Annotated in this window: 20 protein-coding genes; 11 read left to right on the plus strand and 9 right to left on the minus strand. The window is 67.1% G+C overall.

Annotated features, from left to right (window positions below; translation table 11 throughout):
* Positions 1–7: 7 nt before the first annotated feature.
* Entirely contained in the window at positions 8–910 is a 903-nt protein-coding gene (locus AC1VNX_RS12315; RefSeq protein ID WP_483156956.1) for a LysR family transcriptional regulator, read from the minus strand.
* A 103-nt stretch (positions 911–1,013) separates the two neighbouring features.
* Between AC1VNX_RS12315 and AC1VNX_RS12320 the strand changes: the two genes are divergently transcribed.
* From AC1VNX_RS12320 to AC1VNX_RS12330, 3 genes are read left to right on the plus strand one after another with little or no spacing between them, the layout of a single operon-like run.
* The gene (locus AC1VNX_RS12320; protein WP_483156957.1) at positions 1,014–1,961 is read left to right on the plus strand and encodes a hydroxymethylglutaryl-CoA lyase; all 948 of its coding nucleotides are present in this window, start codon (positions 1,014–1,016) and stop codon (positions 1,959–1,961) included.
* A complete protein-coding gene (locus AC1VNX_RS12325) occupies positions 1,958–3,166 on the plus strand; it encodes a CaiB/BaiF CoA transferase family protein (RefSeq protein WP_483156958.1) in 1,209 nt (402 codons plus the stop codon). Before AC1VNX_RS12320 ends, AC1VNX_RS12325 begins: the two co-directional genes overlap by 4 nt.
* 56 nt (positions 3,167–3,222) lie before the next feature.
* Entirely contained in the window at positions 3,223–4,212 is a 990-nt protein-coding gene (locus tag AC1VNX_RS12330) for a tripartite tricarboxylate transporter substrate binding protein (RefSeq protein ID WP_483156959.1), read from the plus strand.
* A gap of 134 nt (positions 4,213–4,346) precedes the next feature.
* Here the strand turns inward: AC1VNX_RS12330 and AC1VNX_RS12335 are convergent, their stop codons facing one another.
* The 3 genes from AC1VNX_RS12335 to rpoD all read right to left on the minus strand — a co-directional run bounded on the left by AC1VNX_RS12335 (position 4,347) and on the right by rpoD (position 8,994).
* Entirely contained in the window at positions 4,347–5,477 is a 1,131-nt protein-coding gene (locus AC1VNX_RS12335; protein ID WP_483156960.1) for an HPP family protein, read from the minus strand.
* A gap of 8 nt (positions 5,478–5,485) precedes the next feature.
* The gene (locus tag AC1VNX_RS12340; RefSeq protein WP_483156961.1) at positions 5,486–6,721 is read right to left on the minus strand and encodes a multidrug effflux MFS transporter; all 1,236 of its coding nucleotides are present in this window, start codon (positions 6,719–6,721) and stop codon (positions 5,486–5,488) included.
* Between the two features lie 89 nt (positions 6,722–6,810).
* Positions 6,811–8,994 carry an RNA polymerase sigma factor RpoD gene (gene rpoD / locus AC1VNX_RS12345; RefSeq protein WP_483156962.1) on the minus strand — a complete coding sequence of 728 codons (2,184 nt, stop codon included), beginning with the start codon at positions 8,992–8,994 and terminating at the stop codon, positions 6,811–6,813.
* On the opposite strand from rpoD, the gene AC1VNX_RS12350 reads away from it, so the two are divergent.
* Positions 8,987–9,427: a hypothetical protein gene (locus AC1VNX_RS12350; protein ID WP_483156963.1), complete on the plus strand. Its 441-nt coding sequence runs from the start codon at positions 8,987–8,989 to the stop codon at positions 9,425–9,427. The two genes, rpoD and AC1VNX_RS12350, sit on opposite strands and share 8 nt — an antisense overlap.
* A gap of 15 nt (positions 9,428–9,442) precedes the next feature.
* Here AC1VNX_RS12350 and dnaG read toward each other — a convergent pair whose 3' ends face one another.
* Positions 9,443–11,482 (minus strand): DNA primase, encoded by a 2,040-nt coding sequence (gene dnaG, locus AC1VNX_RS12355; protein ID WP_483156964.1) that lies wholly within the window; start codon positions 11,480–11,482, stop codon positions 9,443–9,445.
* An 82-nt stretch (positions 11,483–11,564) separates the two neighbouring features.
* Between dnaG and AC1VNX_RS12360 the strand changes: the two genes are divergently transcribed.
* Positions 11,565–12,515 carry a YihY/virulence factor BrkB family protein gene (locus tag AC1VNX_RS12360; protein WP_483156965.1) on the plus strand — a complete coding sequence of 317 codons (951 nt, stop codon included), beginning with the start codon at positions 11,565–11,567 and terminating at the stop codon, positions 12,513–12,515.
* On the opposite strand, the gene AC1VNX_RS12365 is transcribed toward AC1VNX_RS12360, so the two are convergent.
* Together AC1VNX_RS12365 and AC1VNX_RS12370 are read right to left on the minus strand one after the other, a co-directional pair.
* Positions 12,463–13,221: a 3-hydroxyacyl-CoA dehydrogenase gene (locus AC1VNX_RS12365; RefSeq protein ID WP_176667095.1), complete on the minus strand. Its 759-nt coding sequence runs from the start codon at positions 13,219–13,221 to the stop codon at positions 12,463–12,465. The genes AC1VNX_RS12360 and AC1VNX_RS12365 overlap by 53 nt on opposite strands.
* Before the next feature lie 239 nt (positions 13,222–13,460).
* Positions 13,461–14,012, minus strand: a complete 552-nt coding sequence (locus tag AC1VNX_RS12370) for a phasin family protein (protein ID WP_125951637.1) — start codon at positions 14,010–14,012, stop codon at positions 13,461–13,463.
* A 242-nt stretch (positions 14,013–14,254) separates the two neighbouring features.
* Between AC1VNX_RS12370 and AC1VNX_RS12375 the strand changes: the two genes are divergently transcribed.
* Entirely contained in the window at positions 14,255–14,698 is a 444-nt protein-coding gene (locus tag AC1VNX_RS12375; RefSeq protein ID WP_483156966.1) for an acyl-CoA thioesterase, read from the plus strand.
* Positions 14,699–14,774: 76 nt separating this feature from the next.
* Here AC1VNX_RS12375 and AC1VNX_RS12380 read toward each other — a convergent pair whose 3' ends face one another.
* Together AC1VNX_RS12380 and AC1VNX_RS12385 are read right to left on the minus strand one after the other, a co-directional pair.
* Entirely contained in the window at positions 14,775–15,182 is a 408-nt protein-coding gene (locus tag AC1VNX_RS12380; protein WP_483156967.1) for a hypothetical protein, read from the minus strand.
* A 50-nt stretch (positions 15,183–15,232) separates the two neighbouring features.
* Positions 15,233–15,466: a CsbD family protein gene (locus AC1VNX_RS12385; protein WP_019655865.1), complete on the minus strand. Its 234-nt coding sequence runs from the start codon at positions 15,464–15,466 to the stop codon at positions 15,233–15,235.
* Between the two features lie 177 nt (positions 15,467–15,643).
* Between AC1VNX_RS12385 and pncB the strand changes: the two genes are divergently transcribed.
* The 5 genes from pncB to AC1VNX_RS12410 are packed head-to-tail and all read left to right on the plus strand — an operon-like array spanning position 15,644 to position 21,904.
* Positions 15,644–16,864, plus strand: a complete 1,221-nt coding sequence (gene pncB, locus AC1VNX_RS12390; protein WP_483156968.1) for a nicotinate phosphoribosyltransferase — start codon at positions 15,644–15,646, stop codon at positions 16,862–16,864.
* A 35-nt stretch (positions 16,865–16,899) separates the two neighbouring features.
* Complete coding sequence (locus AC1VNX_RS12395; protein WP_483156969.1) at positions 16,900–18,315, plus strand: sodium:proton antiporter; 1,416 nt, start codon at positions 16,900–16,902, stop codon at positions 18,313–18,315.
* Positions 18,316–18,329: 14 nt separating this feature from the next.
* Positions 18,330–19,316: a 2-hydroxyacid dehydrogenase gene (locus AC1VNX_RS12400; protein ID WP_483156970.1), complete on the plus strand. Its 987-nt coding sequence runs from the start codon at positions 18,330–18,332 to the stop codon at positions 19,314–19,316.
* Positions 19,317–19,346: 30 nt separating this feature from the next.
* A complete protein-coding gene (locus AC1VNX_RS12405; protein ID WP_483156971.1) occupies positions 19,347–20,744 on the plus strand; it encodes a DNA recombination protein RmuC in 1,398 nt (465 codons plus the stop codon).
* Positions 20,741–21,904, plus strand: a complete 1,164-nt coding sequence (locus tag AC1VNX_RS12410) for an MFS transporter (protein WP_483156972.1) — start codon at positions 20,741–20,743, stop codon at positions 21,902–21,904. Before AC1VNX_RS12405 ends, AC1VNX_RS12410 begins: the two co-directional genes overlap by 4 nt.
* Positions 21,905–21,915 lie beyond the last annotated feature (11 nt).

Genomic DNA, 21,915 nt, shown 5'->3' on the forward strand with positions numbered 1-21,915 from the left:
GGTCGAATCAGTCCGTGGCCCGCCGCTCCAGATGCGCCACCAGCAGCTGCGCCGAGGGCGACAGCTCCGTGTCGCTACGGAAGCAGATCGCGAAGCGCCGCCGCGCCCATGCGTCGGTCAGCGGCATCAGTCGTAGTCCGAAGGCCTCGGCAAAAGGCCGCGCCACCTCCGCCGGCACCACGCTGATCGCCAGCCCCGCGCGCACCACGCGCAGCGCTGCGTCGAAGTTGGACACCAGCACCCGGTACACCAGCGGCTTGCCTGCCACCGCCGCCTCGCGCGCGAGCATCAGCTGCACGGCGCTGAGCGCAGGCATGCCGACGAATTCGTGGTCCAGCACCTGCTCGAAGCGCACGCTCTCGCGCTGCGCCACCGGGTGCGAGGGATGCGCCACGATGGCGAGGTGGTCGCAGCGGTAGTCGCGCCGCTCCAGGCCTTCGAGGTCGGCGGCGTCCCAGCACAGGCCGATGGAGGCGCTGCCCTCGCGGATGCCGCGCACGATCTCGGGGCTCACGCGCTCTTCCATGTCGACGCGGATGTTGCGGTGCGCCGGGTCCTGCAGGAAGTCGGCCACGTCCTCGGCCAGCGACTCGGCCATGACCGAGGCCGAGGCGAGGATGCGCACGTGCCCGCGCACGCCGCCGGCGTAGGCCGCCATGTCGCGCTCGATGCGGTTCACGCTGCCGAGCATCGCGCGGGCGTGCTCCAGCAGCGTTTCCCCGGCCGGCGTGGGCACCACGCCCCGGCGCTTGCGCAGCAGCAGCGGCGTGCCGACGGTCTCCTCCAGCTGGGCCAGCCGCTTGCTGATGGCCGAGCCGACGATGCTGGCCTGCTCGCCGGCGCGCGCGATGCTGCGCGTTTCGCAGACAGCCACGAAGAGCCGCAGGGTGGTGAGGTCGAGGTCTCTCATGGTGTTCCGTTCTGGAATCAGATGGCTTCCAAAATATACCTTCTGAATCGAATTGGAACTCCTACCATCGGTGCCGTAGTCAGCATCACCACGGAGACAAGACTTGATTCACGCCTTCCTGCCGCCGAGCGCGGTCGTCCGCGAAGTGGGGCTGCGCGACGGCCTCCAGAGCATCGCGCGGGTGCTTTCCACCGAACGCAAGCTCGAATGGATCCGCGACGCGCACGCCGCCGGCCAGCGCGAGATCGAGGTCGGCTCCTTCGTGCCCGCCCGCCTGCTGCCGCAGCTGGCCGACACGGACGAACTGCTGGCGTACGCGAAGACGCTGCCGGGGCTTTTCGCCTCGGTGCTGGTGCCCAACCTCAAGGGCGCCGAGCGGGCCATCGAGGGCGGGGCCGATCTGATGATGGTGCCGCTGTCGGCCAGCCACGCGCACAGCCTCGCCAACCTGCGCAAGACGCCCGACGAGGTGGTGGCCGAGGTCGGCCGCATCCGCGCGGCGCGCGACGCGGCGGGCTCGAAGACGCTGATCGACGGCGGCGTGGGCACGGCCTTCGGCTGCACGCTGCAGGGCTACGTCGATCCCGACGAGGTGCTGCGGCTGATGCAGGCGCTGCTCGACGCCGGCGCCGACCGCGTGAGCCTCGCCGACACCGTGGGCTATGCCGATCCGGCGATGGTGCGCAGCCTGTTCGAGCGCGCCCTGCACATCGCGGGCGACCGGCTGTGGTGCGGCCACTTCCACGACACGCGCGGCATGGGGCTCGCGAACGCCTATGCGGCGCTCGAAGTCGGCATCACGCGCTTCGACGCCTGCCTGGCCGGCATCGGCGGCTGCCCGCATGCGCCCGGCGCCAGCGGCAACGTCGACACGGAAGACCTGGTCTTCATGCTGGAGAGCATGGGCGTGGCCACCGGCGTCGACCTGCCGAAGCTGCTCGACCTGCGCAGGCGCGTGGCCGGCTGGCTCGAGGGCGAGACGCTGCAGGGCACGGTGTGGCGCGCGGGTTTTCCGAAGACTTTCACGGCCACGGAAGGCATTGCGGCATGAGCACGACGGATACACAACAGAAGCGCCTGCCGCTCGCCGGCATCCGCGTGGTCGAGTTCACGCACATGGTGATGGGGCCGACCTGCGGCATGGTGCTGGCCGACCTGGGTGCGGAGGTCATCAAGGTCGAGCCCATCGAGGGCGACCGCACGCGGCATCTGCTTGGCGCGGGCGCGGGCTTCTTCCCGATGTTCAACCGCAACAAGAAGAGCATCGCGCTCGATCTGCGGAATCCGCGGGGGCTCGAAGCCGCGCTGCGGCTGTGCGTGAGCGCCGACGTGGTGGCGCAGAACTTCAAGCCCGGCACCATGGACAAGTACGGCCTGGGCTACTCCGCGCTCGGCAAACTCAATCCGCGCCTCGTGTACGTGGACCATGCCGGCTTCCTGCCCGGCCCCTACGAACACCGCACCGCGCTCGACGAGGTGGTGCAGATGATGGGCGGCCTGGCCTACATGACCGGCCGCCCCGGCGATCCGCTGCGCGCGGGCACCAGCGTGAACGACATCATGGGCGGCATGTTCGGCGCCATCGGCGCGATCGCGGCGCTGATGCAGCGCATGCAGACCGGCAAGGGGCAGGAGGTGAAGTCGGCGCTGTTCGAGAACAACGTGTTCCTCGTCGGCCAGCACATGCTGCAGTACGCCATCACCGGCGAGGCGGCGGCGCCGATGCCCGAGCGCATCTCGGCCTGGGCGCTGTACGACGTCTTCACCGTGAAGGACGGCGAGCAGATCTTCCTGGCGGCGGTGAGCGATGCGCAGTGGAAGACCTTCTGCGACGCGCTGGGCTTCGACGACCTGAAGGCCGACCCCGCGCTGCGCACCAACAACGACCGCGTGCGCATGCGCCCGACGCTGCTGGCCGACTTGCGCCAGCGCCTCGCGCAGCGCCCGGCGGCGGAGCTGTCGGCGATCTTCGAGGCCCGGGGCCTGCCTTTCGCGCCGATCACGCGGCCGGAAGACCTCTACGCCGATCCGCACCTGAAGGCCACGGGTGGGCTTGCCGACATCCGGCTGCCCGACGGCGAGCGCGCCGGAGAGATGGCGCAGACCACTCTGTTCCCGATCACGCTGGACGGCGAGCGCCTCGGCGTGCGGCTGCACCCGCCGACGCTGGGCGAGCACACCCGCGAGCTGCTGGCCGAACTGGGCTATGCGCGCGAGCAGGTCGATGCGCTGCATGCGGAGTCGGCGGTGGCCTGAACAGCCTGAACAAGGCAAGACGCCTTCCCAGAACCATAAAGAAGAGAGACAAGACCATGACGAACACGCTTCCCCTCAAGATGAACCGCCGCGTGCTGCTCGGCTTCGGCGCCAGCGCGGCCGCAGTGGCCGCATGCCCCGCGCTCGCACAGGGCTCGGACAAGCCCATCCGCCTGATCCTGCCGATCAGCGCGGGGTCGGGCGTGGACACCATCGCGCGCGCCGCCGCGCCCGCGCTGGGCAAGGCCTTCGGCCAGCCGGTGGTGATCGACAACCTGCCGGGCGCGGGCGGCATCACCGGCGCGGCGGCCATCGTCAAGGCCGCGCCCGACGGGCTCACGCTGGGCATGGTGTCGAACAACCACGTCATCAACCCGGCGGTGTTCAGGAAGATGCCCTTCGATGCGATCAACGACATCACGCCGATCAGCGTGGTGGGCGCCACGCCGCTGGTGCTGCTGGCCAACCCCAAGCTGCCGGCGAAGAACGTGCCCGAGCTGGTCGCGCTGCTGCGCGCGAAGCCGGGCGCCTACAACTACGCCTCGTCGGGCAACGGCACCATCCTCCACCTCGCGGGCGAGATGTTCATGGACGAGGCCGGCGTGAAGGCGCGGCACATTCCGTACAAGGGCACCGGGCCGATGATGACCGACATGATCGGCGGGCAGGTCGAACTGGGCGTGGTGGCGCTGCCGGCGGTGCAGCAGCACATCAGGAGCGGCGCGCTGCGCGCCATCGGCCTGTGCGGCGCGCAGCGCTCGCCGGCCGCGCCCGACATTCCGACCATCGCCGAGCAGGGTCTGCCGAACTACGCGGTCGAAGGCTGGTTCGCCGTGATCGGCCCCGCCAAGATGCAGCCGGCGGATGTGCTGCGCGTGCACGACGCGGTGGTCGCCGCGTTCAACAGCGCCGAGGTGCGCGAGGCGATGGACAAGCAGGGCAACGTCGTCAGGCCGACGACGTCGGAGCAGGCAGCGAGCTACTTCCGCAGCGAGGCCGCACGCTATGCGGCGCTGGTGAAGAAGGCGAACGTGGTCGTGGAATGAATGTCTTGCTCCTTCCCCTTTGGGGGAAGGTTGGGATGGGGGCAGGCCTGTGACGAGGCGCCGCGCTTCCACGGAGGCCGTCGTGCCCCCACCCCGCCCCTCCCCCAGAGGGGGAGGGAGAAATGCATCGGGGTCTATCCCGGACCGACTGCGCGATACAGCGCCCGCACGAAATCCGACTGCGTGATCATGCCGGCCAGCCGTTTCTCGTCGTCGATGATGGGAATGTGGTGGTGGCCGCCCTCGGAGAACAGCGGTACCAGGTCGACCACGGGCCGGTCGGCGCTGGCCACGCGCACCTGGCGCGTCATGATCTGGCCCACCACCTCGGGCTTGCTCGACATCACGGTGCGGGTGGCGCGGATCAGGTCGCGCAGCTTGGCGGCGATGCCTTCGTGATGCTGCAGGTCGAGCTGGCGGAAGAAGTCGGCCTGCGTGACGATGCCCACCACGCGGCGCGTGCGGTCGGTGACGGGCAGGGCCTTGATGCGGCGCTCGTGCATCAGCGCCCAGGCCTCCTGCAGCGGGGTGCCGAACTCCACCGAGATCGGCACCGTGGACATGATGTCCGCGCAGCTCAGCGTGCCCAGGCGGCGCTTGTACGACTCCAGCTCGGTCTCGCGGATCAACGATTCGAGGTCGTCGCGGCTGATGTCCAGCACCTGGTTGTAGCGAGACAGCACGGCGTCGATGTCGGCCTGGCTGAAGCGCGCATCCGAGCCCGGCGGGCGCGGCGCCACCTGCACATGCGGATAGCGCCGGCCGGTCAGCGTGTTGTAGGCCACGCCGGCCAGCACCAGCAGCAGCGAGTTGGTGAAGAAGGGAAAGAGGGCGGCCGAGAAATGCGTGGTGTGCGTCAGCACCGCCAGCAGGGCCGCGGCGCCTCCGGGCGGGTGCAGGCAGCGCGCGCTGAACATCAGGCCGATGGCACCCGCCACGGCGACGGCGGCGGCCAGCTCGGGCTGGGGAATCCAGCTGGCGGCCGCGATGCCCACCACCGCCGACAGCGTGTTGCCGCCGATCACCGACCACGGTTGTGCGAGCGGGCTTGCCGGCACCGCGAACACCAGCACCGCGCTCGCGCCCAGCGGCGCGATAAGCCAGACCGAGGCATGCAGCGGCCCGGCCAGCCAGTGCGACAGCAGCGCGGTGATCAGCAGGCCGATGCCCGCGCCCATGACCGCGCGCAGCCGCTCGCGCGCATCGACGGTGGTGCGGCCAGGCAGCCAGGCGCGTGCGTGGGTGAGCAGAGCTGCGAGGCGCATGTCCGTTCTCAGCCCTCGTGCGCCACCTTGCGTCCGATGTCGGGCCAGCGGCCGTGCAGCCACACCCAGGCGACCAGGCCGATGCCCAGCATGCCCATGGAGGTGAGCGCCAGCGCGAGCGTGGAGTGCATCACCAGCGGCGCCACCGCGCCGGCCACGATGCCGTTGGCGGTGGAGCCGATCACCGCCTGCAGCGACGAGGCCATGCCGCGGCGCTCGGGGTGCAGGTCGAGCACCAGCAGCGTGACCACCGGCACCATCAGCGCCCAGCCGAAGGCGAACACCGCCAGCGGCCACAGCGCCCACGCCACATGTGCGTGGAAGAAGGTGTTGGCCACCACGTTGACGACCGACGTGACCAGCATGATCACAAAGCCGTCGCGGATCTGCCGCTTGGGCGCTACCTTGCCGGCCATGCGCCCGCTGGCGCGCGCGCCGAGCATGATGCCGCCGATGGTCAGCAGGAAGAACCAGAAGAACTGCTGAGGCTGCAGCGCGAGATGGTCGCCCAGGAAGGCGGGCGCGGCCAGCACGTAGAGGAACATGCCGTTGAAGGGCACGCCGCTCGCAAAGGCCAGCAGCAGGAAGCGCGGGTCGGAACACAGGTCCCAGTAGCCGCGCATCAGGTGCCGCACCTGGAAGGGCTGGCGGTGGTCCTTGTGCAGCGTTTCGGGCAGCAGCTTGTAGTTGGCCGTGAACAGCACCACGCCCACCGCCACGAGGAACCAGAACACCGCGTGCCAGCCGGCGTGCACGAACAGGAAGCCGCCCACGATGGGCGCGATGGCCGGCGCCACGCCGAAGTAGATCGTGACCTGGCTCATCACCCGCTGCGCCTCGGCGGGCGGGAACATGTCGCGGATCACCGCGCGCGAGACCACGATGCCGGCGCCGGTCGACAGGCCCTGCAGCCCGCGGAATAGCACCAGTTGCGTGATGTTCTGCGAGAGCGCACAGCCCAGCGAGGCCAGCGTGAACACGGCCAGGCCCCACAGCACCACGGGGCGGCGGCCGAAGCTGTCCGACAGCGCGCCGTGGAACAGGTTCATGAACGCGAAGCCGAACAGGTAGGCCGAGAGCGTCTGCTGCATCTCGGCCGGCGTCGCGCCGATGGACTGCGCGATGCCCGAGAAAGCCGGGATGTAGGTGTCGATGGAGAAGGGCCCGAGCATGCCCAGCACGGCGAGCAGCACCGCAAGCGCCCAGCGCGGGGCCTGCCAGAGTTTGTCTGCATCGGGATTCATGAGGTTTGCTCCGTTCTTTTTATCGCGAAGGCCAAAAAAGAAAGCGCCCTTGCGGGCGCCTCCTCGTCGGGAAATACCGGGAGACCGGCTCAGAGCGTATCAATAAAGCTGCGCAGCTTGTCCGAACGCGACGGATGCTTGAGCTTGCGCAGTGCCTTCGCCTCGATCTGGCGGATGCGCTCGCGGGTCACGTCGAACTGCTTGCCGACTTCTTCCAGCGTGTGGTCCGTGCTCATCTCGATGCCGAAGCGCATGCGCAGCACCTTGGCTTCGCGCGGCGTGAGGGAGTCGAGGATGTCCTTGACCACGTCGCGCAGGCCGGCCTGCATCGCGGCCTCGATGGGGGCCGTGTTGCTGCTGTCCTCGATGAAGTCGCCCAGGTGCGAATCGTCGTCGTCGCCGATGGGGGTTTCCATCGAGATCGGCTCCTTCGCGATCTTCATGATCTTGCGGATCTTGTCTTCCGGAATCTCCATCTTCGCGGCCAGGATGCCGGCGTCGGGCTCGAAGCCGAACTCCTGCAAGTGCTGGCGCGAAATGCGGTTCATCTTGTTGATCGTCTCGATCATGTGCACCGGGATGCGGATGGTGCGCGCCTGGTCGGCGATCGAGCGCGTGATGGCCTGGCGGATCCACCACGTCGCGTAGGTCGAGAACTTGTAGCCGCGACGGTATTCGAACTTGTCGACCGCCTTCATCAGGCCGATGTTGCCTTCCTGGATCAGGTCGAGGAACTGCAGGCCGCGGTTCGTGTATTTCTTGGCGATGGAGATCACGAGGCGCAGGTTGGCCTCGATCATTTCCTTCTTGGCGTCGCGCGAGGACGATTCGCCCTCGTTCATGCGCTTGTTGATGTCCTTCAGCTCCGACAGCGGCACCACCACGCGCGACTGGATGTCGGCGAGTTTCTGCTGCAACTCTTGAACCGGCGGGATGTTGCGCGCGAGCACCGAGCTCCAAGGCTTGCCGGCGGCGGCCTGCTTCTCGACCCACTTCAGGTTCAGCAGGTTCGAGGCGATGCGGTTGCCGTTCTTGTCGTAGCCGCTGAAGTCGCGGATGAACTCGTCCTGCGGAAAGCCGCACTTGTCCACGATGATGCGGCGCAGCTCGCGTTCCTTCTTGCGCACGTCGTCCACCTGCGTGCGCACCAGGTCGCACAGCTTCTCGATGGTGCGGGCGGTGAAGCGGATGGTCATCAGCTCGTCCGACAGGGACTGCTGGGCCTTGGCGTAGGCGGGCGTGCCGTAGCCTTCCTTGTCGTAGATCTTGTGGACCTTCTCGAACAGTTCGGCGATGCGGTCGAAGCGCGAGAGGGCCTCGTTCTTGAGTTCCTCGAGCTTCTTGGTCAGGGCCTTGGAGCCGCCCTTGCCGTCGTCGTCGTCTTCCTCGTCGAACTCGTCGAAGTCTTCCTCGGCCACGTAGTCGTCGGCCTCGTTGGGGTTCGAGAAGCCGTCGACGATGGTCGAGATGACGACCTTGCCTTCACGGATCTCGCCGGCCAGGCGCAGGATTTCGGCGATGGTGGCGGGGGAGGCCGAGATGGCCTCCATCATGGCCATCAGGCCGCCTTCGATGCGCTTGGCGATTTCGATTTCGCCTTCGCGGGTCAGCAGTTCGACCGTGCCCATTTCGCGCATGTACATGCGCACCGGGTCGGTGGTGCGGCCGAATTCGCTGTCCACCGTGGACAGGGCCGCTTCGGCCTCTTCTTCGGCTTCTTCCACCGTGGTGGCGGTGGGCGCGGTGTTGTTCAGCAGCAGGGTTTCGGCGTCGGGCGTCTGCTCGTACACCGCCACGCCCATGTCGTTGAGCATGGTGACCACGACTTCCATGGTCTCGGCGTCGACCAGCTTGTCGGGCAGGTGGTCGGAGATTTCGCCGTGCGTGAGGTAGCCGCGGGTCTTGCCCAGCGTGATCAGGGTCTTCAGGCGCGAGCGGCGCTTGGCCAGGTCTTCCTCGGAGAGCACGGTCTCGTCGAGGCCGAACTCCTTCATCAAGGCGCGTTCCTTCGCCTTGCTGATCTTCATGCGAAGCGGCTTGACCTTTTCTTCGGTCGCGGCAGCCGCGGGCTCGTCACCCGCCAGGTCGTCCTCGATGTCCGACAGGTCGACGTCGCTCTCGGGGGCTTCCTTGTCGGCCTTGGGCTTGCGGCCGCGCTTGGCGCCGGTGGCGGGCGTCGCGGCGCCGGCGGCCTTGGGCGGGCGGCCGACCTTCTTGGCGGCCGGGGCGGCTGCCTTCTTGGGATCTTCGAGGGAGGTCGATTTCGTGGGCACGGTTTTCACTTTCGTAGCGGCGGCCGATTTGGATGCGGCGGCGGCCGTCTTGGTTGCCGGTTTCGCACCGGCTTTCAACGGTTTTTCTGCTGCGGGCTTGGTGGCGACGCTTTTGGCAAGTGAAGGAGCAGGCTTCTTTGAACTGGGCATACGACCTCGTTACGGCAAGAAAAGACAAGCGGAATCACAGGCGCACCGCCACGCGGACGGCACCACCGAGCCCGTGCACAGGCACGGACTGGAAACAAATGGGAATGAGGAACTAATTCCTCAACAGGCAAGATGTCGGGCGAACATTTGGTATGCAGTCCTTGCGGTTATTGACCCTTTCCGCCGGAATCTACCGTTGGAGTGCATTGCGCTAGGGGTCGGCCCGGAGGTGCTGCTGTCGCTCTTGCCTATATTTCGCCAATTGCGAAGCCCTACATTATAGCGTGTTGCGCAAATTTCAAGCAGTTTCTGAACCCGACGCGCGCACGCGGGCACGCAATTCGAGCCGGCGGACTTCCAGCGCCTTGTAGCGCTCCAGGGCTTTCGGGTCTTTTCCGACGGCGGCGATGGCCTCGCTCTGCTGGGCCTTGAGGAGGTCGTCGAGCATGAAGTCGAGCACGCTGGCGAGCTCCCGGGCCGCATCGGCCAGGTGTTGCGCTTCTTCGCCCTCGGGAACGGGGCCGGCTTCGGAGACCGACATCAGCCGCTCGGCCAGCGGCTCGAAGTCGAGCCCGCGCAGGCCCTCGCGCAGGGCGGCCCAGGGTTGGACGCCGTGCTCGTGCAGCTGGCTGTCGAGCCAGGTGAAGAGGGCGCCGTGGTGGCCCGGCAGGTCGCAGAGCATCACGTGCAGTTCGTGCGACAGCGCCTCCCACTGGGCCATGTTCGACAGCAGCAGCCGCACCGCGACGTCCGGGCGGCTGGGCGGCGCGCCGCGGCCGCGCAGGGGTTCGATCGGCTCCTCGAACTTGCCGCCCCAGCGCTTGCCGCCCTTGCCTGCGAACTTGCGCTGCGGCTGGAACTTGGGCTTGCTATCGCTTTCATAGCGGGGCGGCTCGTAGTCCTGCGGCGGGGGCATGTCCGGGTAGTAGTCGTCTCCGCCTCCGTCGCCGTAGCTCGGGGGCTCGTCGTGGCGCCTTTGATGCTGCTGCGCAGGGGCGCCTGCAGCCTTGCGCGGACCGGGCGTGGAGGCCCACAGCTCAGACAGTGCCGGCGCGTCCAGCTGCACCAGCGTCGCGATTTCGCTCAGCAGCTGCCGCTTGAGCGCGCCGTCGGGCATGGCGCTCCAGAGCGGGCGCACGTTGCTGGTCATGTGCGCGCGGCCCTCGGCAGTTGTCAGGTCGCAGCCTTCTCGGGCGACCTCGATCATGAAGCGCGACAGCGGCGTGGCCTCGTTGACGAAGCGGGCGAAGGCCTCGGCGCCGTGCTCGCGGATGAAGCTGTCGGGGTCGTGCTCCGCCGGCAGGAACAGGAACTTGATGCTGCGCACGTCGGTGGCATAGGGCAGGGCGCCGTCCAGCGCCTTGCGGGCGGCGCGGCGTCCGGCGGCATCGCCGTCGAAGCTGAACACCACCGACTCGGTGAAGCGAAAGAGCTTCTGCACATGGTCCGTGGTGCAGGCCGTGCCGAGCGTGGCCACCGCGTTCGGAAAGCCGAGCTGCGCCAGCGCCACCACGTCCATGTAGCCCTCGGTGACCAGCGCGTAGCCGCGCTCGCGGAAGGCGGAACGGGCTTCGTACAGGCCGTAGAGCTCGCGGCCCTTGCTGAACACCGGGGTTTCGGGCGAATTCAGGTACTTGGGCTTCTCATCGCCCAGCACCCGGCCGCCGAAGCCGATGCATTCGCCCTTCACGTTGCGGATCGGGAACATCACGCGGTCGCGGAAGCGGTCGTAGCGCTTGGCTTCCTCCTCGCTGAGCTTGCCTTCCTCGTTGTTGACGATCACCAGACCGCTCTCGGCGAGCAGCGGATCGTCGTAGTCGGGAAACACGCTGGCCAGCGCGCGCCAGCCTGCCGGCGCATAGCCGATGCCGAACTGCTTGGCCACTTCGCCCGAGACGCCCCGGCCTTTCAGGTATTCGATGGCGCCGGGCGCCTGTCGCAGGTGCTTGCGGTAGGCGTCGCCGGCCTTCTCAAGCACGTCGGTCAGCGTGGCCTGCTTCTGGCGCTGGCTGGCGGCGCGGGCGCGCTCGGCGGGGGAGACATCGTCCTCGGGCACCTGCAGGCCGTACTGGCCAGCCAGGTCGTGAACCGCTTCGACGAAGCCCATGCCCGCATGCTCCATCAGGAAGCCGATGGCGTTGCCGTGCACTCCGCAGCCGAAGCAGTGATAGAACTGCTTGGTCGGGCTGACGGAGAAGGAGGGCGATTTCTCGCCGTGGAACGGGCACAGCCCCATGAAATTGGCGCCGGCCTTCTTGAGCTGCACATAACGGCCGACGATCTCGACCACATCGGCGCGTGCGATGAGTTCCTGGATGAATGAAGCGGGGATGGTCATGTAGGCGAAGAGCGGCAAATCATACGCAAGCGGCCGAAGCCGCACGCCCGGGCGGCATACTGAAAGCGACCGGAATCCACGCATGACGACGCCCAAACCCCTGCAACATGTCGCGCCGCTGCTGCGCCACCCCCTGAGATTCGCCTGGGACGCCCTCAAGGAATTCCGCGCCAACCAGGGCCTGTTGCTCGCGGGGGCGGTGGCGTACTACGCGCTGCTTTCCATCGTGCCGCTGCTGATCGTGAGCGTGATCGCGCTGTCGCACGTCATCGAGCAGGCCGAGCTGCTGCGCACCATTGGACAGTACCTGGGCTGGCTGCTGCCGGGGCAGTCGAAAGCCATCGTGGCGGAGCTTTCGAGCTTCCTGGACCATCGCGACGTGCTGGGGCCGGTGCTGCTGGTGACGATGCTCTTCTTCAGCTCGCTGGCCTTCAGCGTGCTCGAAAGCGCGATGGCGGTGATCTTTCACCACCGCAAGGCAGACCACAAGCGGCACTTCCTGGTGTCGGTGGCCATGCCCTACGTCTACATCCTCTGCCTGTGCGTGGGGCTGCTGCTGGTCACGCTGGTGTCGGGCGCGCTTCAGCTGGTGGGGCGGGAAAGCGTCGACCTGCTGGGGCGCAGCTGGTCGCTGTCGGGCGTCTCGGGGCTGCTGCTGTACCTGCTGGGGCTGGGCGGCGAGATCTTCATGCTGACCTCGCTCTACCTCGTGATGCCGGCCGGGCGCATGTCGCTGCGGCATGCGCTGCTGGGCGGCGTGACGGCGGCGCTGCTGTGGGAGGCCACGCGGCGCGTGCTGATCTGGTATTTCTCGACGCTCTCGCAGGTGAACGTGGTCTACGGCTCGCTCACAACGGCCATCGTGGTGCTGCTGAGCCTGGAGATCGCCGCCACGCTGGTGCTGCTCGGGGCCCAGGTGATCGCGCAGTACGAGCGCCTGGACCGTACCGGCAGCACGAAGCTGCCGGAATCCGAAAAGATCAGCGGGGAGCCAGTCGAATCGCTCCGTCCAGGCGAATCACCTCGCCGTTGAGCATGTCGTTCTCGATGATGTGCTTCGCGAGCTTGGCGTAGTCCTCGGGCGTGCCCAGGCGCGAAGGGAAGGGCACGCTGGCGGCCAGCGCATCCTGCACTTCCTGCGGCATGCCGAAGAGCATGGGCGTGCCGAAGATGCCGGGGGCGATGGTCATGTTGCGGATGCCGCTGCGCGCGAGGTCGCGGGCGATGGGCAGGGTCATGCCGACCACGCCGCCCTTCGAGGCGCTGTAGGCGGCCTGGCCGATCTGGCCGTCATACGCGGCTACCGAGGCGGTCGAAATCAGCACGCCGCGCTCGCCGGTGGATTCGGGCTCGTTCTTGCTCATGGCGTCGGACGCGAGCCGGATCATGTTGAAGCTGCCGATCAGGTTGACCGTGACGGTCTTGCTGAAGGTGGCCAGCGCGTGCGGGCCGTTCTTGCCCACGGTTTTCTCGGCCGGGGCGATGCCGGCGCAGTTGACGAGGCCGACCAGCTTGCCCAGCTTGAGCGCGGCGGCCACGGCCGCCTGGCCGTCGGCTTCCTGGCTCACGTCGCACTTGACGAACACGCCGCCGATTTCCTTGGCAACGGCTTCGCCCTTTTCAGCCTGCATGTCGGCGATCACCACCTTGGCGCCGTTGGCCGCCAGCATGCGCGCCGTGCCTTCACCGAGGCCCGAAGCGCCACCGGTCACGATAAAAACCTTGCCATCGATCTGCATTGAAGTCTCCTGAGATGAGCCTTTCATTATCGAAGACGCGAAGCACAGACCAGGAACACCGCGGAACCGGCTTTGCCGGGCCGCAGGTGTTGCCCCCGGAAGGGGGCGGGCGAAGCGACACGAAGTGCGCGCAGCCTTGGGGTGGGCAACAGGAATAAAAAAGGCCTCATCCGAGGATGAGGCCCTGAATTGGATCCGTGAGGACCCAAGGAGACAACTGGTGGTGGTCGGTCTGCAGCTTAGCGCTTGCGCGAAGCGGTAGCGGTCTTCGCGGCGGCGACGGCTTGGGTCGACACGGCGTTGAAGTTGGCTTCGGCGACGTCCGACGCTTGCTTGACGGCCTTTTGCACCGATTCGAAAGCGTTGTTGGCGGCAGCCACGGCGCTCTTCAGGACGGCAACGGCGGTTTCCGAACCGGCGGGAGCATTCTTGGAAGCGCTGTCGACCAGGCCGACGAAGGCTTGCTGGGCTTCGGACGCCTTGGCTTCGAAGGCCTTGGTGAACTCGGCGCCGGTGCCTTGGGCGATGTCGTACAGGTGACGGCTGTAGGCGGCGGTCTTCTCGGCCAGGGGCTGGAACAGGCTGGCTTGCAGCGTCAGCAGCTCCTGGGCGTCCTTCACGCTCAGGGCGGCCTGGGCGGTGTTCTGGGCTTCGGCCAGGGCGGCCTTCGAAGCGGTCACGTTCAGTTCGACGAGCTTTTCGACGCCTTCGAAAGCCTTGGTGGTCAGGCCGAAGAGGGTTTCGAGGTTTGCTTTTTGGGCGGCGAGGATTTGGTCAGCGGTCAGGGCCATTTGAAATCTCCAGAAGGGATGATTGAGTGCTCGGTTCACGTTGCGCTGTCTCGCCGTCTATGTTGCGGTGCAGCATGGCCTCAAGTATAGGCAGCTGGGTTTTGCGATCAAGGGGTTTTTGCTGCCCTGCAGCAATTTAGAAGCGGTCTTCTAAATTCGGTCGCGCAACGGTTACCGGCTGGTCACGCGCCGGTCACCAAGGTTGCCTTCGGCCGCAAAAGCCGCTGGCAGAATGCCGCGCGATGAGCGCCCCCACCAAACCCACTCCCCATGCGCGCAGCGGCTACCGCGCATTCCGCAGCATCCCGACGCGCTGGGCCGACAACGACATGTACGGTCACGTCAACAACGTCGTCTACTACAGCTGGTTCGACACGGCGGTGAACGCCCTGCTGATCGAGCGCGGGGCGCTCGACATCCACCAGGGCCAGACCATCGGCTTCGTCGTGGAGACGCAGTGCAACTACTTCGCGCCGGTCGCCTTTCCGCAGACGGTGGAAGCAGGAGTGCGCGTCGCCCAGGCAGGCCGCTCGAGCGTGCGCTACGAGATCGCCCTGTTCGCCGAAGGCTCCGACACCGCCGCCGCGCAGGGCCATTTCGTCCACGTCTACGTGGATCGCGCCACGCAGCGCCCGGTGCCGTTGCCCGAAGCCTTGCAGCGGGTGGTCGATTCGCTCAGGGCCTGAAACCCTGCGAGCCGCCCTCCCCAAAAGAAAGACGGCGCCCGAGGGCGCCGTCTTGCCTGTCAGGCCTGGAAAGGCCTTACATGCTCTTCTTCATGGCCTTGATGTCGGCCTTGCCTTGGGCTTCGTCGGCCTTGGCCTGCTTTTCGCAAGCAGTCTTGGCTTCGCCCTTCTGGTCGTCGCACTTTTCCTTGGCGACTTCATAGTTGGCCTTCACCTTTTCCTCGGCGACCTTGCGAGCGTTGCTGTCGCTGGGCTTGTACTGCTGCTCGAGTTCAGCCTTGGCAACGTTTTCCTTGCCCTTGGCTTCCTTCATGCAGACGTCCTTGGCGTTGTCCTTCATGGTGTCGCACTGGGTCTTGGCGACCTTGTAGTCGGCTTCGATCTTTTCCTTGGCGACCTTGTACTCGTCCTTGGTCATTGCACTGGCCTGCGTGGCCACGAAGCAGGTGGAGGCGAGGGCCAGCATGAGAAGGTGTTTTTTCATGGATTTTCTCCTTCGGAGGTTGATTGAATTCGGCTTGAGGCAGGGGGCGCTCAGTAGCGCTCGAACCAGAGGCTGTCGGGTGTACGGCCGTCGCGCGATTCCCAGTCCTTGACCTGCTTTTCGGCTTCGTCGCGGCTGATGCCGTGGCGTTCCTGGATGCGGCCGAGCAACTGGTCGCGCTTGCCGGCGATGACGTCGAAGTCGTCGTCGGTGAGCTTGCCCCACTGCTCCTTGACCTTGCCCTTGAGCTGTTTCCAGTTGCCTTCGATGGTGTCCTTGTTCATGCGAATCTCCTTTGGGACTGTTGATCCGGCTGGCTGTGTCCGCCGCCGTGAAAGCAATGTGGCTTCAACGATTCGCCCTGACGGTAGGACGTGCTGTTCGGACCCCGTAGGCAGAGGCCGACGCGTCCCGTGATAATCGAACGGCCGCCGAAAGTTTGAGACACCGCGCCCAGCACCATGATCATTCACAGCCTGCTCGACACCGACCTCTACAAGTTCACGATGATGCAGGTGGTCCTGCATCACTTCCCGGGGGCACGGGTCGAGTACCGCTTCAAGTGCCGCAACCCCGGCGTCGACCTTGCCCAGTTCGCAGGGCAGATCCGCGAAGAGGTGCGCGGCCTGTGCTCGCTGCAGTTCCGCGACGCAGAGCTCGCCTACCTGCGCTCCATGCGCTTCATCAAGAGCGACTTCGTCGACTTTCTCGGGCTCTTCAGGCTCAACGAGAAGTACATCAACATCATTCCCCAGCCCTCGGGCGAGCTCGAGATCCGCATCAAGGGGCCGTGGCTGCACACCATCCTGTTCGAGATTCCGGTGCTGGCCATCGTCAACGAGGTCTACTTCCGCAACACGCAGAAGAAGCCCGACTTCGAGGAAGGCCGCCGCCGGCTCGAGACCAAGCTGGCCCAACTGCAGGAAGCCGGCCTCGGCGACCTGAAGATCGCCGACTACGGCACGCGCCGCCGCTTCTCCAAGGACTGGCACGAAGAGGTGCTGCGCACTTCGGCCGCCCGGCTCGGCGCCGTCACCTCGCCGCCGGTGCAGGCGCCGCCGGGCGCGCGGCTGCCGCAGCTCGCAGGCACCAGCAACGTGCTGTACGCGATGAAGCTCGGGATGATCCCGCTGGGCACCATGGCGCACGAATACCTGCAGGCCTGCCAGGCGCTCGGCCCGCGGCTGCGCGACAGCCAGATCTTCGGCTTCGAGAGCTGGGCGCGCGAATACCGCGGCGACCTGGGCATCGCGCTGTCGGACGTGTACGGCATGAGTGCCTTCCTGCGCGACTTCGACCTGTACTTCTGCAAGCTCTTCGACGGCGCGCGGCACGACAGCGGCGACCCGTTCCAGTGGGGCGAGCGCATGCTGGCGCACTACATCGCCAACCGGGTCGACCCGCGCACCAAGACGCTGATCTTCAGCGACGGCCTCACGGTGCCGCGCACCATCGAGCTCTACCAGCAGTTCCGCGGCCGCTGCCAGCTGGCCTTCGGCATCGGCACCAACCTCACCAACGACCTGGGCTACGAGCCGCTGCAGATCGTCATCAAGATGATCGAGTGCAACGGCCAGCCGGTGGCCAAGCTGTCGGACACGCCGTCCAAGAACATGTGCGAGGACGAGAAGTACCTGGCCTACCTGCGTCAGGTCTTCGAAATCGAACAACCCCCGGCCTGAAAGCTGTACTGGCCCGTCTGGTACGGTACGGCCCCATGCAAAAGAAGACCCCACTCAAGGCGGCCGCTCTGCCGTTGCTGCTCCTGTTCCCCGTCCTGGCCTCGGCCGCCGAATTCGACGGCGGCAGCCTCTCGCCGCTGTGGGGCGTGCCCTTCGCGGGCATCCTGCTGTCGATCGCGCTGCTGCCGCTGCTCGCGCCGGTCTTCTGGCATCACCACTACGGCAAGGTTTCGGCCGCCTGGGCGCTGGCCTTCCTCCTGCCCTTCGCGGCGAACTTCGGCGTGGGCTTCGCCGGCGAGCAGTTCGTGCACGCGCTGGTGGCCGAGTACATCCCGTTCATCATCCTGCTGACGGCGCTCTTCACCGTGGCCGGCGGCATCCACATCCGCGGAAACCTGCACGGTGCGCCGGGGCTGAATACGGCCATTCTTGCCATCGGTGCGGTCCTCGCGAGCTTCATGGGAACCACGGGCGCCTCGATGCTGCTGATCCGGCCGCTCATACGCGCCAACGACAACCGCGTGCACAAGGTGCACGTGATCGTGTTCTTCATCTTCATCGTGTCGAACGCGGGCGGCTCGCTCACTCCGCTGGGCGATCCTCCGCTCTTCCTGGGCTTCCTGAAGGGCGTCAGCTTCTTCTGGACCCTGCAGAACATCCTGCCCGACACGCTGTTCATCCTGGCTGTGCTGCTGGTGCTGTTCTATTTCATCGACCGCCACTACTACCGCAAGGAAGGCGTGCTTCCGTTCGACCCGACGCCCGATACGCCCCGCATCGGCTTCGACGGCGCCGCCAACTTCTGGCTGCTGGGCGGCGTGGTCGTGCTCGTGCTGCTCAGCGGCTTCTGGAAGTCGCCGGTGGTCTTCGATGTGTTCGGCACCGAGGTCGGCTTGCCGGGGCTGGTGCGCGACCTCGGGCTGATCGTGATCGCGGTGGTCTCGTACAAGCTCACCTCGCCCAAGGTGCACGCCGACAACCAGTTCGAATGGGGCCCGATGGCCGAGGTGGCCAAGCTGTTCGCGGGCATCTTCCTGACCATCATCCCGGTGATCGCGATGCTCAAGGCCGGCACGCAGGGGCCGTTCGGCGCCATCGTCTCGGCGGTGACCCGTGCCGACGGCCAGCCCGATCCGGCGATGTACTTCTGGGCCACGGGCCTGCTGAGCTCCTTCCTAGACAACGCGCCGACCTACCTCGTGTTCTTCAACACGGCGGGCGGCGACCCGGTGGCGCTGATGACCACCTACGCGAGCACGCTGGCCGCCATCTCGGCCGGCGCCGTATTCATGGGCGCCAACACCTACATCGGCAACGCACCCAACCTCATGGTCAAGGCCATCGCCGAGAGCCGCGGCGTGCGCATGCCGAGCTTCTTCGGGTACATGGCGTGGTCGTGCGCCATCCTGGTTCCGCTGTTCGTACTTTCCACCTTCCTCTTCTTCCGCTGAGAGACAAACAAATCATGAGCAAGCCCAAGATCCTGGTCGCGCGCGCGATCTTTCCCGAGACCATCGAGCGCCTGTCGCAGCATTTCGAGGTCGAGTCGAACCAGTCGGACGAGAGCTGGAGCAAGGAACAGCTGATCGCGAAGCTGCAGGGCAAGCAGGGCGCCTTCACCACCGGCAGCGAGCGCATCGACGCCGCGGTGCTCGATGCCTGCCCCGACCTGAAGATGTGCGCCAACATGGCCGTGGGCTACAACAACTTCGACGTCGACGCCATGGCCGCGCACGGCGTGCTCGGCACCAACGCGCCCGACGTGCTGACCGAAACCACGGCCGACTTCGGCTTCGCGCTGCTGATGGCCACGGCGCGCCGCATCTCCGAGAGCGAACACTTCCTGCGCGCGGGCAAGTGGCAGAAGTGGAGCTTCGACATGTTCGCCGGCTCCGACATCCACGGTTCCACGCTCGGCATCATCGGCATGGGCCGCATCGGGCAGGGCATCGCGAAGCGCGGCGCGCACGGCTTCGGCATGAAGGTGGTCTATCACAACCGCTCCAGGCTCGACGCGGCGCTCGAGGCCGAATGCAAGGCCAGTTACGTGAGCAAGGAAGAGCTGCTGAAGACGGCCGACCACGTGGTGCTGGTGGTGCCGTATTCGCCGGCCTCGCACCACACCATCGGCGCGGCCGAGATCGCGCTGATGAAGCCGACCGCCACGCTCGTCAACATCGCGCGCGGCGGCATCGTCGACGACGCGGCGCTGGCCGTTGCGCTGCGCGAGAAGCGCATCGCCGCCGCCGGCCTCGACGTGTTCGAGGGCGAGCCCAAGGTGCACCCCGACCTGCTGACCGTGCCCAACGTGGTGCTCACGCCGCACATCGCCAGCGCCACCGTGCCCACGCGCCGCGCCATGGCCGATCTCGCTGCCGACAACCTCATCGCGTACTTCAGCGGCAAGGGCCCGCTGACGCCGGTGACGCCGGTTCCGGCGGCCAGCAAGTAAGCCGGTAGAAAAAGAGGGCGTACGCGGACCTTGGACCCATCGCTGATTCTTGTCGGACTCGGAGTACTCGCGCTCATCCAGCTCGTGCTGGTTATCTGGCTGCTCGCGCGCCGGCCGCCCCCGCCCGATCACGCTGACCTGACACGCATGCTGGCCGCGCTGGGCGCGGCCAACGAGCGCACCGAGCGCGAGCTGCGCAACGACATCGGCGAAAGCTCGCGCGGCACACGGCAGGAAACCGCGCAGGCCTTCGCCACCTTCCAGCAGGCGCTGGTGCAGCAGGGGGCGGAGGCCACGCGTACGCAGAACGCGCAGCTCGATGCCTTCGCGCTGCAGCTCGCGTCGCTGCAGAAGACGCTGGCCGACACGCTCAACACGCAGCTGCAGGGCCTGAGCGAATCGAACGCGCGCCGCCTTTCCGAGGTGCGCGCGACCATGGAGGCGCAGCTCGCGCAGCTGCAGCAGACCAACGCCGCCAAGCTCGACGAGATGCGCAGGACGGTCGACGAGAAGCTGCAGAGCACGCTCGAAGCCCGCCTGGGCGAGAGCTTCAAGCAGGTGGCCGACCGGCTCGAGCAGGTGCACAAGGGCCTGGGCGAGATGCAGACGCTGGCCGTGGGCGTCGGCAGCCTGCAGCGCGTGCTGACCAACGTGAAGACGCGCGGCATGTTCGGCGAAGTGCAGCTCGAGGCGCTGCTCGAGCAGGTGCTCACGCCCGAGCAGTACGCCAAGCAGGTGGAAACCAAGCCGCGCAGCGGGCTGCGGGTGGACTTCGCCATCCGCTTTCCGGGCCGCGGCGACGACGGCGCGCCGGTGTGGTTGCCCATCGACGCGAAGTTTCCGCGCGACGACTACGAGCGGCTCATCGACGCGCACGAGCGTGCGGATGCGGCGGGCGTCGATCTCGCGGCGAAGGCGCTGGAGGCGCGCATCCGCATCGAGGCCAAGTCCATCGCCGACAACTATCTCGCGGCGCCGCACACTACCGATTTCGCGATCCTGTTCCTGCCCGTGGAGAGTCTCTACGCCGAGGTGCTGCGCCGGCCCGGCCTGATGGATGCGCTCCAGCGTCAGCACCGCGTGACGCTGGCCGGCCCCACCACCTTGCTCGCGATGCTCAACAGCCTGCACATGGGCTTCCGCACGCTGGCGCTGGAGCGGCAGGCTTCCGAGGTCTGGAAGGTGCTGGGCGCGGTCAAGACCGAGTTCGAGCGCTACGGCGAGTGGGTCGCGCGCATCAAGGAACAGGTGGCCAAGGCCTCCGACACCATCGACAAGGCCGATACGCGTGCCCGGCAGATGCGCCTGGCGCTGCGCAAGGTCGAGGCGCTGCCAGAGGCGCAGGCCCAGGCGCTGCTGCCACCCACGTCCGCCAATGGAGCCGACAGCAACAACAACGAGAAGGAAGAGGGCGAAGACACCCCGTGAAAGGTTCCGAACTGCTGCGTGTGATCGGCGCCCAGGTGTGCCTGCACGCGACCATGGCCGGCATGCGGCTCGCGACGCCGCTGCTGGCCCTTCAGCAGGGCTACAGCGCGGCGGCGGTCGGTGTGCTGATCTCCCTGTTTGCGCTCACCCAGGTTTTTCTGGCCCTGCCGGCGGGGCGCTTTGCCGACCGGTACGGCTTCAAGCGGCCGCTTTGGCTGTCCGTCGTCGCGGCGGTCGTCGGCGCGGGGCTGGTGGTGATCTTCCCTGTGTTTCCGGTGATGTGCCTCGCGGCGCTGCTGACCGGCGGCGCCACGGGCGCGACGGTGATCGCGCTGCAGCGGCACGTGGGGCGCTCGGCCACCGACGCGACGCAGCTCAAGCGCGTGTTCAGCTGGCTGGCCATCGCGCCGGCCGTCGCCAACTTCGTCGGGCCGTTCCTGGCCGGCATGCTGATCGACCACGCGGGCCGCGCGCCGGCCGACATGCTCGCGTTCCGCATCTCCTTCGCGGTGATGGCGGCGTTGCCCATCCTCTGCTGGATGCTCGCGCGCGGCGCGGACGAACCGCCGCCTGCCGCGCCGCTGGCAGGCGCCAAGCCGACGCGCGCCTGGGACCTGCTGCGCGAGCCGATGTTCCGCCGGCTGCTGTTCGTGAACTGGCTGCAGTCGTCGAGCTGGGACGTGCATGCCTTCGTGCTGCCGATCCTGGGGCACGACCGGGGCATCAGCGCATCGGTGATCGGTTCGATCCTCGGCGCCTTCGCCATCGCGGCGGCGGTGATCCGCGTGGTGCTGCCCGTGATCGCCTCGCGGGCCTCGGAGCGCAATGTGATCCTGACCTCCACGGCGGTGACGGCACTGGTGTTCGCCGTCTATCCGCTGCTGGATTCGGCCTTGACCATGGGCATCTGCTCCGTGGTGCTGGGCTTCGCTCTGGGCGCGGTGCAGCCGATGGTGATGAGCATGCTGCACCAGATCACGCCGCACAGCCGCCACGGCGAGGCGCTGGGCCTGCGGCTGATGACCATCAACGCCTCGAGCGTGGCGATGCCGATGCTGTTCGGCTCGCTCGGTGCGCTGATTGGCATTGCCGGCGTGTTCTGGGTGGTGGGGGGCGTGGTGGCGATAGGGGCGAGAGCGACGTGGGGGCTGAAGGTTTGATTCGGCGGGCG

It is taken from the genome of Variovorax sp. TLI9-5A, from assembly GCF_056867935.1.

Coding starts and splice junctions, on each gene's coding strand:
- AC1VNX_RS12315 (WP_483156956.1), bottom strand. CDS start 910: ATGAGAGACCTCGACCTCACCACCCTGCGGCTCTTCGTGGCTGTCTGC.
- AC1VNX_RS12325 (WP_483156958.1), top strand. CDS start 1,958: ATGAGCACGACGGATACACAACAGAAGCGCCTGCCGCTCGCCGGCATC.
- AC1VNX_RS12330 (WP_483156959.1), top strand. CDS start 3,223: ATGACGAACACGCTTCCCCTCAAGATGAACCGCCGCGTGCTGCTCGGC.
- AC1VNX_RS12335 (WP_483156960.1), bottom strand. CDS start 5,477: ATGCGCCTCGCAGCTCTGCTCACCCACGCACGCGCCTGGCTGCCTGGC.
- AC1VNX_RS12340 (WP_483156961.1), bottom strand. CDS start 6,721: ATGAATCCCGATGCAGACAAACTCTGGCAGGCCCCGCGCTGGGCGCTT.
- dnaG (WP_483156964.1), bottom strand. CDS start 11,482: ATGACCATCCCCGCTTCATTCATCCAGGAACTCATCGCACGCGCCGAT.
- AC1VNX_RS12360 (WP_483156965.1), top strand. CDS start 11,565: ATGACGACGCCCAAACCCCTGCAACATGTCGCGCCGCTGCTGCGCCAC.
- AC1VNX_RS12365 (WP_176667095.1), bottom strand. CDS start 13,221: ATGCAGATCGATGGCAAGGTTTTTATCGTGACCGGTGGCGCTTCGGGC.
- AC1VNX_RS12370 (WP_125951637.1), bottom strand. CDS start 14,012: ATGGCCCTGACCGCTGACCAAATCCTCGCCGCCCAAAAAGCAAACCTC.
- AC1VNX_RS12375 (WP_483156966.1), top strand. CDS start 14,255: ATGAGCGCCCCCACCAAACCCACTCCCCATGCGCGCAGCGGCTACCGC.
- AC1VNX_RS12380 (WP_483156967.1), bottom strand. CDS start 15,182: ATGAAAAAACACCTTCTCATGCTGGCCCTCGCCTCCACCTGCTTCGTG.
- AC1VNX_RS12385 (WP_019655865.1), bottom strand. CDS start 15,466: ATGAACAAGGACACCATCGAAGGCAACTGGAAACAGCTCAAGGGCAAG.
- pncB (WP_483156968.1), top strand. CDS start 15,644: ATGATCATTCACAGCCTGCTCGACACCGACCTCTACAAGTTCACGATG.
- AC1VNX_RS12395 (WP_483156969.1), top strand. CDS start 16,900: ATGCAAAAGAAGACCCCACTCAAGGCGGCCGCTCTGCCGTTGCTGCTC.
- AC1VNX_RS12400 (WP_483156970.1), top strand. CDS start 18,330: ATGAGCAAGCCCAAGATCCTGGTCGCGCGCGCGATCTTTCCCGAGACC.